General features: G+C 62.5%; 9 protein-coding genes. 3 read left to right on the top strand and 6 right to left on the bottom strand.

The window, feature by feature from the left end; genetic code table 11:
• Positions 1-20: 20 nt before the first annotated feature.
• The 3 genes from MKI88_RS04150 to MKI88_RS04140 all read right to left on the bottom strand — a co-directional run bounded on the left by MKI88_RS04150 (position 21) and on the right by MKI88_RS04140 (position 2,663).
• Positions 21-1,313, bottom strand: coding sequence for a cytochrome P450 (locus MKI88_RS04150; protein ID WP_241629696.1), 1,293 nt, complete (start codon positions 1,311-1,313; stop codon positions 21-23).
• Positions 1,314-1,376: 63 nt separating this feature from the next.
• Positions 1,377-1,694 (bottom strand): 2Fe-2S iron-sulfur cluster-binding protein, encoded by a 318-nt coding sequence (locus MKI88_RS04145; RefSeq protein ID WP_241629695.1) that lies wholly within the window; start codon positions 1,692-1,694, stop codon positions 1,377-1,379.
• A gap of 345 nt (positions 1,695-2,039) precedes the next feature.
• A complete protein-coding gene (locus MKI88_RS04140; RefSeq protein WP_241629694.1) occupies positions 2,040-2,663 on the bottom strand; it encodes a TetR/AcrR family transcriptional regulator in 624 nt (207 codons plus the stop codon).
• Positions 2,664-2,825: 162 nt separating this feature from the next.
• Here MKI88_RS04140 and MKI88_RS04135 point away from each other — a divergent pair, with 162 nt between their 5' ends.
• From MKI88_RS04135 to MKI88_RS04125, 3 genes are all read left to right on the top strand, one after another.
• Entirely contained in the window at positions 2,826-3,155 is a 330-nt protein-coding gene (locus tag MKI88_RS04135) for a hypothetical protein (RefSeq protein WP_241629693.1), read from the top strand.
• Between the two features lie 184 nt (positions 3,156-3,339).
• On the top strand, positions 3,340-4,086 hold the full coding sequence (locus MKI88_RS04130) for an SDR family NAD(P)-dependent oxidoreductase (protein WP_241629692.1): 747 nt from the start codon (positions 3,340-3,342) through the stop codon (positions 4,084-4,086).
• A gap of 42 nt (positions 4,087-4,128) precedes the next feature.
• A complete protein-coding gene (locus tag MKI88_RS04125) occupies positions 4,129-6,105 on the top strand; it encodes a hypothetical protein (protein WP_241629691.1) in 1,977 nt (658 codons plus the stop codon).
• A gap of 162 nt (positions 6,106-6,267) precedes the next feature.
• On the opposite strand, the gene MKI88_RS04120 is transcribed toward MKI88_RS04125, so the two are convergent.
• From MKI88_RS04120 to MKI88_RS04110, 3 genes are all read right to left on the bottom strand, one after another.
• Positions 6,268-7,356 (bottom strand): integrase arm-type DNA-binding domain-containing protein, encoded by a 1,089-nt coding sequence (locus MKI88_RS04120; RefSeq protein WP_241629690.1) that lies wholly within the window; start codon positions 7,354-7,356, stop codon positions 6,268-6,270.
• 2 nt (positions 7,357-7,358) lie between these two features.
• The gene (locus MKI88_RS04115; protein ID WP_241629689.1) at positions 7,359-7,517 is read right to left on the bottom strand and encodes a hypothetical protein; all 159 of its coding nucleotides are present in this window, start codon (positions 7,515-7,517) and stop codon (positions 7,359-7,361) included.
• A 324-nt stretch (positions 7,518-7,841) separates the two neighbouring features.
• Complete coding sequence (locus MKI88_RS04110; RefSeq protein WP_241629688.1) at positions 7,842-12,992, bottom strand: autotransporter domain-containing protein; 5,151 nt, start codon at positions 12,990-12,992, stop codon at positions 7,842-7,844.
• Positions 12,993-13,318: the final 326 nt, after the last annotated feature.

Raw genomic sequence — 13,318 nt, 5'->3', positions numbered from 1 at the left:
TCGCGCAGGGGCAGGGATTATCAGATGCCGAAATCCGCAGAAGGCGTGATCTTCAAGTGAAGCTCGGACAGGCCGCGGATGATGAAGCTCGCCTCGAAGTCCAGATTGCGATTGCCGCGTGGACCATGTTTTACCTCGTCGAGTTCGATAGCGGAGGTGTATTTCAGGAATTTTTCAAGGATGATACGCACCTCGACGCGCGCGAGCGGGGCGCCGGCACAGACGTGCTTGCCGCGACCGAAGGCGACGTGCTCGCGCAACTTGGGCCGATTGAGGTCGAATTCTTGCGGATCGGGCCAGCGGCGTTCGTCGCGATTTGCGGCTGCAAGCGCGACCAGCACCCTGGTTCCTGCTGGAACGTCTAGATCACCGATGCGCGTGTCGCGCCGGGCAAGACGTGCGGTCTGCTTGGTCGACCCTTCCAGCCGCAATACCTCCTCGAGCATCGCCGGGATCAGGGACGGATCGCGCCGCAACGCGTCCTGAAGCCCCGGCTGGTCGATGATGTAGCGCATCGCGTTACCAAGGAGCTTCGCGCTCGTGTCCTGGCCCGCCCCGAACATGAAGACCGACAATGCGATAAGGTCCTGAAACCGGGGAGCCGTTCCGTCGGCGTAGGTGGCATGGGCAAGCTCGCTCAGGATATCGTCGCGTGGGCTCTGCTGGCGCTCCATGATGTAGCGTGCAAAATACCCCCCGAGCACGACCATCGGGTGGTTCTCGCCCGAAAAGTCGTTCTCGTCGCTGTTGAGGCTGCCTGGCGGCGGCGCCGCTTCGATCGTCTTCATGAAGAATTCGCGATCGTCGGATGGCACGCCGAGAAGATCTGCAATCACGAGTGTAACGAACGGCGTCGAAATCTGCTTGATCAGTTCCACCCCGCCATTCGCGACAGCGTTGCGTACGAGTTCGTCCGAATAATCGGAAATGAACTGTTCGTTGGCCTTGAGCCGCGATGGCGTGAACAAACGATTCACGAGCGACCGCATCTGCGTGTGGGGCATATCGTCGAGATTGACGACGAGGTCGCCGCCGAGAATCGAGGGGCGGTGTGCTTCGACCTGCTCGGTGATGTCGGATCCATGCGGCTCGAACGGCAGTGGCGCGGCTGCACCGGCGAGCCCGATGATTGCCGAGAAATCGTGATTGTTGTTAAGGACCTCTACCGTCTCGGCAAAGCCTGTCACGATCAGATAGTCCTTGCCTTCCGGTCTATAGACCGGTCCGTGCTGACGAACGGCTTCGAAGAACTGGTAAGGATCCTTCAGGATCTCGTAATCACTGAAGTAATCGCGATCTTCCAGATTGAGCATGCTGCAACTCCTAAGATAATGACCCGGCCCTGCGGCGCTGTTTCGGTCGGGGAGGAAAGGCTTTCAGTCTTCGGGAGCAATGGTGACCTTCAATCCTGCCAGAACATCCCGCATCGGGATCTGGCAGGACAGGCGCGAGCATTCATTGCCATGGTCCGAAGCCGCGAGCAGATCCTCTTCATCGTCGCTCATCGGCGGCAGTGATCCGACAAACTCGGGATCGACATGAACATGACAGGTCGCACAGGCGAGCGACCCGCCACACAATGCGAGGAGTTCGTCATGTCCATTGTCCCGGATGATCTCCATCACGGAATGGCCGGATGGAGCATCCACGACGTGTTCGTTGCCGGCGCGATCGATGATAATCAGTGAGGACATATTCCAATTCCCTTGCAGGCGAGCGCCGACGCGCCCGTGTCACGACTTGAGACGGCGCGATGCTCGCCGGAAAGCTGCGAGTGGTTGCACAGAATGGAGTCCATTGTGTGCGACATTGTGTCGCATAAACGAGAAAGATTTGCGCCGTCAAGCCGTGCGCGCGGGCCTTTGGCGCGCGCCGCCGGTCATCGCCGGAGCGCTGCTTTTATATGTCAGCGACCCCGATCGATGGAGGAAAACTGGTCCAGGAGAGGAGTTTCGGGTCTGAGCGATTGTCAAACCCCGGGTTTAAGCCCGCGCCGTGCAACGATCCAAATTATCTGCCCGTTCAGGCGGATTGCGGCTTCAGTCAGATGCCATGATCGAGGACGAGATCAGCCGGAAGAGGACCGTTGCAACCTCGTCGACAGAATAAGCATCCTTGGGTTGCGCGACCCACCAAGCCAGCGTTTCCGCTATGAGCGTTGCTGCGCATATCGTTCCCAGTTCAGGCGGCAGCCAGAGATTCGCCGATTGCTCTCGTGCTGCCACCGCTTTGGCCTGGCGCAGCCATTCCTCGCGCATCGCCGCCGCTGCGCCGCCATTCAGCAGGGTCGACCAGAGTGCTCTATGCTCGTCGACATAAGCGCATAAGGCCTGGAAGCCCGCGCGATAATCGCCACCTCCTCGTATTGCGACCGTCAGCCTGTTGAGCTGCTGGATCTGGTCCTTGGCGACATCGTCGAGCAGCGCCTCCTTCGTTTCATAATGTCGGAAGAAGGTGGCGTAATGGACGCCGGACTCAGCGCAGATTTCGCGCACCGTTATCTGGTCAAATGGCCGACGCTCAAGAAGGGCCAGGATCGCCTCCCTCAGCGCCTGGGCCGAGCGGAGCGCGCGGGCGTGCCGCGAACTTGACGAGGTTGTACCTGCAGGTTTATGCGATACAGTGTCGCTTAAAGATTGATTCGGTTTATTGGTCTCGGCCATAGGCCTGCTCTGGAACAGATGTGGGAGCCTTGTGCAAGGTGAAACTGGGAAGCCTGTCGACAGGTGCACGATGAGGCGCAGGAGCGATCAATAGCCTGATCGGCGAGCGATAAATGATATGCCGCGCGATACTCGGCAAATAACAGCGAGAGGAAAGATTCTATGGTACGCAACCTGCAGATCGTCGGAATGATTTCCTTCGGGATCATGGTCGCTGCTATTCCCGCATATGCTGCCGATCCCTCTCCGGCCGCTCGGCCCGCGACTGTCGCGCAATTCTCCACCCGCTCGACCGAAATCGGCACGCTTCTCGACAATCCTGCGACACGGACGATTCTTGACAAGCATCTGCCCGGCCTCGCCGGCAATCCGCAGATCGAAATGGCGCGATCTATGACGCTCAAGCAGATCCAGTCCTATTCCGGCGACGTCGTGACCGACGCTGTGCTGGCGAGGATCGACGCCGATCTGGCGGCTCTGCCGCCGCAATAGAGTAACAATGGGCCAGGGTCGGCACAAACTGGTCCGCAGAAACCGGATAAGGCGCCGCAGATCGCAAACCGCAAGCTCATGATCGATCTTCCGGCCAGGGCGACGCGCTGATCGGACCTGCCTTTCCGAACGATATTTCCTTTCCAAGCCGCTGGCCTCGCAAGGCCCAAGATATGAGGATCAAATGAACAATAATCGCGTAGTTGTCGTCACCGGAGCTGCCGCAGGGATTGGTCTGGGTATCGCCGAGCGTTTCGCTCAGGACGGGCATCCGACCGTGATGATCGACGTCCAGGAAGACCTTCTGGAGCAGGAGTCGAAGAGGCTGCAGGCTGCGGGAGCGAACGTGCTGGCCTGCCGGGCCGATGTCGCAAATCGGGCGGAAATCGAAACCGCCTATTCCGCCGCGCGGAGCCGCTTCGGACCGATCAGTATCGTCATTCCCAATGCGGGGATCGCCAACTTCATCCCCTTTCTTTCCATGAAGATCGAGGATTGGCAGCGCGTCATCGATATCAATCTCACCGGCGTCTTTCACACCGTCCAGGCGGCGGTGCCGGACATGATCGAAGCCAAATGGGGGCGCATCGTCACCATCTCTTCGCAAGCCGGTCAGTCCGGAGGCCCGCAGCAGGCGCATTATTCGGCGTCCAAGGGCGGCGTGATCGGCATGACCAAGGCGCTGGCGCGCGAACTCGCGCCGCATGGGATTACGGTCAACACGGTTCCGCCCTCGCTCGTCGATACACCTCAGGCCCGCCGCTCCGAGGCGGTCGGCGAATTTCCCCTCGAGATGATCGTCCAGATGATCCCGATCTCGCGGCCGGGACAACCTTCGGAGATCGCCAGTGCCTGTGCCTTTCTCGCATCGGACGAGGCGAGCTACGTCACCGGCCAGGTGCTCGGCGTCAATGGCGGCATGTACATGTGACGCAGGCGGTATTTCACCAATGATTGGACACGGGAGACTGCAGTGACCCGAACATATGTTGCTTCATTTATTGCAATTACCGCCATGCTCTCATCGACCTTCAGCGAAGCGATGGCGACCGGATCGAATGCGTCACTGCCGGAAGTCCGTGACGCTCCTCCAGCACCCAGGCCGGAGCCTGTCGAGATCACCGCGCTCCCGCTGCCTCCAACTGCGCCCGCCGACACGCCGGGTGCGTGCACGCTGAAAGTCAATCCGCGAGCCACCGGGTGCATGTCCGCCAGCGAATACGGCATGGAAGAAGGCCCCGGATATATGTGGGACAGTCGCCATGTCCTGATGACGGTGACATTCGCCGGCGCCCCACAAGCGCCCGATCCTGCCAGCAAGTTCGACGGAGCGCAGGTGATCGCGATCCGCACTGATGGAACGATGTTTCCAAATGGCGACGCCTGGAAATGCCTGACCTGCGGCGTGCCGGAGGAAAACCGCAAGGGCACGCTGGTCAGCGACAACCCGATGGCTGGCAGTGGCTTGCCCGACAGCACAGCGCCGCGCAAACCGCAGATGCCGCTCGACCACCCCCAGGCATTCCCGGACGGCAAGCGCGTGCTGGCCGGACCCAACGTCATCGATTGCGGTCCCTTTCTGCTGACTTCGCCTGAGTGCACAGCAGAGCGCGTGCACATCTACCCGGTGCGATGGGGGCGTACGGCTGATGGCTCGGGAAGAGGTGCTATTTTCCGCGAGCAGCGGCTCAACCCCGACGGGGTGCACATGAACTGGAATGCCTTCGCCCGGAGCCCCGAAGGCATCGAGCAGTTTGGCTATCTCGGGCGCCTCGTCTTCAATCCTTCTCCGAAGGACGGCGAGCCGATGGTGCCGCGCTACGACGTCGAGGACGTCTATCTGCTGCTCAACAACAGCGATCCGTTCCAGGCCTTCGCGGTAGATCCCAACAACCCGGCCAGGCTGATTCACAACGAGACCCGTGGCGCCATCGGTGAGATGCGCGGCTGGACCCGCGACGGGCGTAATGTGATCGGGATGGACTTTCCCGAGTCCGGCAATCCCGACCTTTTCATAACCGACCTGAAGAGTGGCAAATCGCACCGGTTGACCCGCGATCCCGCCTATACCGATCCCATGATCATGTCGCCTGACGACAAGTGGTTCGTCGCCATGGATAATCGGACGACGGACCGCCACCTCTATTTTTCAGCCATGCAAGGCGTTCCGCCCCTGCTCGACCTTCTGACGCTCGGAATCTCGGTCTGCTGTTACAACAATGGCAACCGTCGATTCTTCCAGCCCATTCTGATCGATGCGTATGGCGACCGTGGCAGCTATCGCGGCCAGCAGCTCAATGCCGGGCCAGCAATACCAGGTAGCGCCAGCGACCCCGACTGGAACGGGCGCGCCGATCCGGCCTGGTCGCCCGACGGGACGCGGGTCGTCTATTGGCAGGCGCTGGTGACGGCGCCGGCCTGCGGAGGAAGCAACCCGCTGCCCTGTCCGACTTCGACCGAGCCCGGTGGACGCCGCACGCGACTAATGATGGCCAGGCTGACTGCTCGACAGCCGCATGGCATCATCAAGGCGACCGCCGAGCCAATCCACGTAGATTGGGCCATAGCGCTTCGACCCGGCGATCCACTGCCGCAGCGTCGCAGGGAGCTGCCCGCAGGCAAGTTCGTGATGGACGGCAAGCTCGGCGGCAAGGCCGAGGTGGAGGTGGAGCACTCCGCCGGCCGCATGAGCGCGATCCGCGTGCGCTATACCAGTTACACTGACGACGGGCAGCACATTATCGACGGCACGGAATCGGCCACGCGCAATGGTTCAGGCATGAGCGCACGTGTCATCTGGCACTCGGACCTGCGTGCCCGAGGGGTCCAAAATGGTACTAAAAAAACCGGTCCGAGGGGTTTGGTGATGACCTTCGCTGGGCCTGTCGAAGGCGATCTGGTCACCACGATCGACGGCAAGGAATATCGCCGCCCGCCGCCAGGCAGCTGACCTTGATTTGGCAGAGTGCAGCCAGCAACGCCTGGCTGCACAAGCCCTGCTGTAATTGTACTTTTTGCGAAGGCTGTTTTGTGAATGGATGTCCGATTCTGGTATGCTCTGAAAGGTCATCGAACGTCTGAGATGTCGGCGGATGCCGAAGTTTGGCCGGTCTCAGATTCGGCCGTCTGGAGCAACGGGAATTTCAAGTACGTCTCCCAAGCCAACTGCCCAAGCCTTGTTCGCAATCTCATTTTCCCATTTCAGAAACCAAGCGCGCTTTTCCGCCTCCATCTCGTATCGATCGTAAGTGCGCTCCATTCCTTTCTTGACGTGATTCAACATGGCTTCGGCGGTCTCGTAGTCAACCTTGAGGCGCTTGGTGTTGGAGCGGGCTGTGCGACGAAAATCATGCGGTGTGAACCGTTCGAGGGGCCGTCCAGCTATCACTTCCATTCGCCGCTTCACTCGGTTGCGCGCCTTGTACCAGCAGCTTTTTGACCGAGGACCATCGATCTTGGGAGCCGGAAAGACCCAGTCGCCATTGGTGTGCATCAGCCGCTGACCCCAAGGCCCCAGCGCGATGCTGTGCTCAATCGAGTTCTTGGTTCTGCTCGCCGGGATCGTCCAAAGGCCGTCAACAATCTCATCGCGGTGAGCAAATCCCACCTCAGAAATGCGCGCAGCCGTCAACAACCACGCCAGCATGCCCCGCCGGAAATCGCGTTCCTCGTCGACCAAGGCGAGCAGGAACCATTCGATTTCCTGCAAGCTCAATTTGCGTGAGCGAGCCGTTTCCGGAAACCGAAGATCACCGAGCCGACGAGACGGATCGATCGCAAGTCCCACCTCGGTGCCGCGCAGGGACGATGCCCAGCCAAAGAACACCTTGAGCTCGGCGGCCAGTCGGTTGGCCCTGACCCTTGCCGTCCTGCCCTTCTTCTCGACGAGCTTGACCAGATCAGCTTCTGTGACGTCGTAGATGATCTTGTCAGCGAGCGCGGGCGCGACATCTCGATCATAGATTTCGAGCTTGTCGGAAATCGTCCGGGGCTTGTTTGGACGCTTGGCGCGTGAGGAACGTCCCTCGTGGACTGCTCGCATGTAGAGCACATGTGCTCGGGCAACGGTCATTGCGGCATGCGCCTGTTTAGCACGCCTCGCTTCGCGGGGATCGATACCGGCCTCGACTTGCGCATTGAGCTGGATCGCCCAGTCGCGCGCCGCAGCTATGCTATGCAGCGGGAAGGCTCCCAGGTTCATCTTCACAACGGTTTTTGTGCCGGCCACCCGACGACGATATTGCCACCGTTTTTGCCGCTCGGTAGCGCTTCGATCAGAAGACCGGGCACCGCGGCGTCCAAAATCCGGACACAAATGAGACCGTCGACGATCGCGGGTGTGAGGTATTTTTCCTTTGCCATACCGATCCTTGCCGGCTCTGGCGGAACAGAAAATCGGGACACAAATCGGTACACAAGAGGCGTCTAATCGGGTCGAATTGAGGCCAACCCGGTCCAACTGCCTGTGTTCGCTATTGGCGTCTAACATCCTGATCTGGAGCCGAATCTTGAGGATTCGGTTGGCTGGGGCGGCAGGATTCGAACCTGCGAATGCCGGTACCAGATCACAAACGCGGATATGCGTGAATCAAGGACGAACCGGCTCCAATTCGTGGCTACATGTCGAAAACATGCCGAATGAACATGGCTCGGCTGTTTGCCTCGCCATGTTCATTCGGTGCTGTATCAGAAGCCGATCGTGAGGCGTCCTGCGACCATGTGGTCGTGCGATGCCGACCCGAGAGCGCCCTTGTAGGAGGCACCCACGCTGACGCCGCGACTGAGCTGCAGCGCTGCCTCAACCTCGGCGATCGCGGCATCGCGCGACAGCGGTGCGCCGGTGATGGCGAACGCCGTGCCCGTCCCGAAGCGCGCGATGCTGGTCGACGCAAGCGTTCCAAAGGCGTGCTGCCACCCACCCATGGCGCGCAGCGAGAAGCCGCCATTGTCGGGCAGCGCCAGCTTGAGACCCAGCGTCGAAGCCGTTGTGCTGTCAGACGCCTTGCCGATCGAGAGGCGCGCCGCGCCGCCATCCTCATCGAATGCATCGGTACGCACGCGCATGGTCGTGATGCCGGCAAAGGGTTCGACATTGCCCGGTCCGACAGGCATCGCATAGCCGAGCTCGGCGAAGCCCTGATAGAGCGAGCCGTCATATTGCGCCGTCAGGCCGTCGTTCAGCGTCGTGAAATCGATGCTGCGGCGAATGTGGAGATCGGCGATCGCATAGCCGAACCCGGCGCGGATGCGCACCGGACCATAGGCCGCGCCGGCATAGGCGAAGAGCTGCGTGCTCTCGACACCCCCATTGCCCGCCTGCGATGCGAGGTCGGTCTCGGTGCGGCCGCCCCCGATGCCCAGCGTCCAATGATCGCCGATCGCGGTATCGACCCCGATCAGGAAGCCGGTAGTGTCGCGATCGACCCGGGCGGCATTGGTATTGCCGTCGCTGGAACCCCAATTGCCGATCGCCTGCAGCCAGGCGCGCCGGCGTTGGGCCGAAGGAGCGCTCAACTGCCCGAGCACGGCGTCGCGCACGATCCGCGAATCCTCGAACAGCGCCGTGCGCGCCGAGGCATGAATCTCGCCAGATAGCTGATCGAAGGCGTCCACCGCTTCGTCAGCGGTCAGACGAATCGCCGCACGGTAGACGGGATTGTCGCCGCCCAGCGCCTCCACCGCGCCAGCGGTGGCGCGCTGATTGGCGGTGTCCACGGTAGCCGCGAAGTCAACGTCGTTGCGCAGCATTTCGACATAGACATTGTTCGCGTCATAGGTCAGCCGGCTGTCGAGATACGCCAGATTGTCGGTCGAACCCGCAAAGGTTCCGGTGACCCCGCCGGCGGCGGTCATGATTTTGTAGGTGGTCGCCGGCGCATAGGCCCCATCGGCCGCGAGTATGTTGACCGTGCCGCCCTGCAGCACCGCGGATCCGCCCGCCACCAGCCGATCGGCCTGCCCGAAACCGTCGGCGCCGATCAGCGGATTGACCTCGACTTCGTAGACCGAGCCCGTGGCAAAAATGATATTGCCTGTGACGTTCAGCGCACCGATCGAATTGCCCGGGGCGAGGATGCCGCCGGACTGGACGGCCAGACCGCCGATCGTGCCTGTACCGCCCAATATGCCGCCACCAGTCACGACGATGCTGCCGGGCAGCAGGCCGTTCACCAGAAGCCTGCCCTGGTTCACCAGCGCCTGGCCGATGAAGCTGCTTGTGCCCGTCAGATTCAACGTGCCCGTACCCGATTTGGTGAAAGCGCCGGCACCGGACAGCGCGCCCGAAAACGCCGTGTTGGTCGTCTGGCTCACCGTCAGCCCTGCGCCGGCCGCCAGGATGATCGTCCCGCTGGTCCCGGAAAGGCTCGCGACCTGCTGCATCTGATTGCCGAGATCGAAGGTGCCGCCATCGACAATCAGATCAGTCTGTGCGGCAAGCGTCGCTCCGAGCTGCACGCGCCCGCCCTCGACAATGGTTGAGCCGGTGTAGCTATAGTCGCCCGACAGCAGGAGGAGGCCGTCGCCTCGCTTGATCAGCGAACCGGTCCCCGACAGGGCGCCACCATAGTCGAAGTCGTCCGACCGTGCGAAGATGAGCGTGCCGTTGTTGCGGACGTCGGCGGTAAGCGCGCCGCTGGCATCACCCGCCCCGATCTTGAGCGTCGCGCCTGCGGCAATGTCGACGCCGCCACCCAACGCGCCGGAAAGCAGGATCGTGCCCTGGGTCAATGTCGTCGTGCCGGTGAAGCCGCTGCCATCGCCGGACATGAGCAGCGTGCCCGCCCCCGTCTTGTTTACGATACCATTGCCGAGCAGCGTATTGGCGAAGCTGCCTTCGACGCGCTGGTCGATGATGAGCGTCGCGTCGTTGCGGATGGTGCCGCTGCCGAAGCTGTCGCCCTTGCCAATGAGCGTACCCCCACTGATCACGGTGCCCCCCTGGTAGCTGTTGCTCGCGCCGAGCACGAGCGTGCCGAGGTCGGTCTTGTGAATGCCGCCCGCACCCGTCAGTCCGGAATCGATCGTGGCGGTGATCTGCGCGCCGGCGGCGGTGCCGTCGCCCACGCGAACGATGGAGCCGACGCTGCCAAGGGTAATCGCGTCGCCCGTGACGACATAGCCATCGGTCAGGAACTGCATTCCCGCCGCAGCCACCGCACCAGCGCCGTTGTCCACCGTGACGGTACCCGCAGTACCCCCGAAGATTGCAAGACCGGGCTGGGGATCCATCGCCAGGGTGAGCGTGCCATTGCTGTCGGTCCACGCAGCGCCCGTGCGCGACCATGTTCCCGATCCACCATCGACGCGGTGGTTGCCCGCGTTGCCCGCGGCGCTGCCGTCCCAGAAGTTGAAGGTCAGCCCGCCCTTGCTGATCAGATTTATCTGCCCCGCCATCGCGGTCTGCACGAGGAAATCGGTCGCCGCATTGCCTGCGGGCACGCCGCCGATCTCGAGACCGTTGTCGGTGAGCGCGCCGCCATAATCGAACAGCCGCGTGACGCCGGGTGCGAAGCCGAGAACATCATGGATATTGAGCGTGCCATCGAGCACCAGTGCTCCGTCCACATCGAACAGCGCGGTCTGCGATGGCGCGCCTATCGTGACGTCGACAATCGCACCCAGAGAGAGTGACAGGCTGCCAAGACCCAGCGTCTGGCCGGTCTGGCCGACGATCCGGCCACCATCGGCAATGGTGACATCCCCCGCGATAGCGCCGCTGCCGGCGAGCGCCGCGCCGCCGCTGACATCAACGTCGCCGGCGACGGTGCCGTCAACGCGCAATGCGCCCGCCGTCACGGTGGTCGCGCCGGTGAAATCGTTTGCGCCTGCCAGCGTCAGCGTTCCGCTGCCGGCCTTTTCGAGCGAACCCGTGCCCGAAATCGTGCCCGAAATCGTATCGCTGCCATTCAACGCGCCCAGCGTCAGTCGGTTTGCGCCGAGCGCGATATCGCCGGCGCCCGAAAGGCTGCCGATGCTGGCGCCGCCATTGGTGAGGCCTGCGATGTCGACCAGGCCACCTGTATTGTTGACCACCTGGGTCAGCGCGCCGCTCGCCGACCCGGCAAAGCCGAGCGTGCCCGCATTGGTGATCGTTCGGGCGCCGGAGGCGCTGGAGCCGACAAAACTGGCCGAAGCCCCGGCGAGAATGTCGACATTGCCGGTGCCCAGTGCTTCGTCCACCCCCGCGCGAACGCTGCCCGCCTCAATCCGCGTGTCGCCGCTGAACAGGTTGCCTGCAACGATCGAGAGATCGGCGGCTCCCTGTTTCACCAACGTTCCTGCGCCCAGGATCTGGTTGCCCAGCGTGGCGCTGCTCGCGATGTCCAGAACGAGCGTCGAACCATTGGCGGTGTCGATCGCACCCGTTCCGAAACTGTCGGTCCGGCCCACCAGGGTTCCCGCGTTGAGCATTGTGCCGCCAGCATGGACGTTGGCGCCCCCCAGACGCAGCGTGCCCGTGCCGTTCTTCACCAGAGCAGCGGGGCCGGAGACGATGCCTGAAAGCGTCACGTTGCGTGCTTCGGTATCGATCGACGCCTGCGCATTGACCAACTGAATGGCGTTGGCCAGCGTCATATCGGCCCCGAAACGCAGCGCGGCGGCGCTGCTGCCACCGCCGATCGCGACGGCGCCCGTGCCAAGGCTGCCGGCTATCGCCGCTTCCAGAGTCCCGCCGAGGATCGTGGTGCCGCCGGAATAGCTGTTGCTTCTCGTCAGCCGGGTTGTGCCCGCCTGCTGACGGACCGTGCCGCTGCCCGACACGAGGGCGCCGAACTGATAATCGGCGTCGGTGTGATTGAAGATGATCTGGCCGGTGCCCAGGCCGAACACCACCGCGTTGGCGCTTAGCTGCCCCGCCGCCGCGGCTGCGTCACCGGCGGCCGCGCCGATGCTGAGCGTACCCGCGGAGCCCGTCTGCGACGCGATCCGGACCGAACCCGTCCCGCCCGTCACCAGCACCTGGCCGCCATTGGAGATTGTCACATGCCCCGCGCCTCTGTCGCCGATGAGCAGGGCATTCGAAGTACCCGTCGCGGTGGCGATGCTGTTCGTGCCAGTGACGATCAGCGTGCCCGCTGCGCCGCCCCATTCACCCAGCCGGAAGCCACCAGCGGTAAGCGCGCCGGCCTGATCCACCGTGGCCGAGGCGGTTCCCCGACTGCCGATGGAGAGGTTGCCGGTCATCGACCAGCGCGATCCGGTACCGGTGATCGAAAGCGTGCCGAGCGAACCGGCGTTCGTGGCGATCGATCCGTTCATCGTCTGAAGGACACTGGCTCCCGACACGGTCAGCGTTCCCCTGCCAGCATCGCCTACGAAGACGCTTGTCGCGCTGAGGGTTGAGCCGGTGTCGAAGGTTGCGGATCCGATCGCGGTGCTCGTTCCGGCGATCGAGACGGTTCCTGCCTGAACGCGCCCGCCCGCATCAACCCGAAACAGCCCTGTGCCGTTCAGACCGATATTGAAGAAGTCGCTGTCCCACAGCGTGTTGGTGCCGCTCACCACTACAAAGGCCGAATCTGTGGCGCCGAAGCCGAGGATTGCGCTGTCGCTGGTCAGGGTCGCGCCATTGAGCAGCGTGATGGTCGCGGTCGAAGTGCTGCCAATATTGACGGTCATGGCCTCCGCGTTCCCGCCATCGAGGCGCGGACTTTCGGCCTGGGCGGTGATGCGTGCGGTGTCGGCGCTGGTCGGCGTGGCGCCACCCCAGTTCGCCGGATCGAACCAGTCGGTGCTTGCGCCCGTCCAGACGCGGTTTGCCGCGATGGCCTGTGTGCCCGCCAGCGCCGCTGCGATAGCGACGATGCTCGCAGCCCTGCGTGTGTGACCCTTCATTGATTTTCCCCTTTGGATATGAGGGGGGTGTTGCTTGGGCAGACAAGGCACCACCGAGCGACGTCCGGGGCGACCCGGGCGGACGAAGCCAGCTTATGGGCAGCGCGAATTACGCCCGCGCCGCATGTGCAATTTCTGGACCGATTATTCCCCCGGACGAATGTTGTGCGCACTAAATGAACTGACAATCATTGCAAGTATTTATAATAGAATGTTTTTATGGCTGCTCTGAACGACGGAAATCCGGCGCTGCATTGCTGGGCTGTGGTGGCGGGACGGAGGCACTTGCAGCCTGGATCCGGTGAAGCCGGCTTGCGCGCGATGGA

The organism is Sphingomonas sp. LaA6.9, assembly GCF_022601895.1.
Lineage (GTDB): Bacteria > Pseudomonadota > Alphaproteobacteria > Sphingomonadales > Sphingomonadaceae > Sphingobium_A.
Note: the sequence above shows the minus strand (reverse complement) of the source record. Positions and strands in the feature narration are given on the sequence as shown.

Bases quoted from the DNA above. Each gene is read 5' to 3' on its own strand.
- MKI88_RS04130 (WP_241629692.1), top strand. From the start codon at position 3,340: ATGAACAATAATCGCGTAGTTGTCGTCACCGGAGCTGCCGCAGGGATT.
- MKI88_RS04150 (WP_241629696.1), bottom strand. From the start codon at position 1,313: ATGCTCAATCTGGAAGATCGCGATTACTTCAGTGATTACGAGATCCTG.
- MKI88_RS04135 (WP_241629693.1), top strand. From the start codon at position 2,826: ATGGTACGCAACCTGCAGATCGTCGGAATGATTTCCTTCGGGATCATG.
- MKI88_RS04110 (WP_241629688.1), bottom strand. From the start codon at position 12,992: ATGAAGGGTCACACACGCAGGGCTGCGAGCATCGTCGCTATCGCAGCG.
- MKI88_RS04115 (WP_241629689.1), bottom strand. From the start codon at position 7,517: ATGGCAAAGGAAAAATACCTCACACCCGCGATCGTCGACGGTCTCATT.
- MKI88_RS04120 (WP_241629690.1), bottom strand. From the start codon at position 7,356: ATGAACCTGGGAGCCTTCCCGCTGCATAGCATAGCTGCGGCGCGCGAC.
- MKI88_RS04140 (WP_241629694.1), bottom strand. From the start codon at position 2,663: ATGGCCGAGACCAATAAACCGAATCAATCTTTAAGCGACACTGTATCG.
- MKI88_RS04145 (WP_241629695.1), bottom strand. From the start codon at position 1,694: ATGTCCTCACTGATTATCATCGATCGCGCCGGCAACGAACACGTCGTG.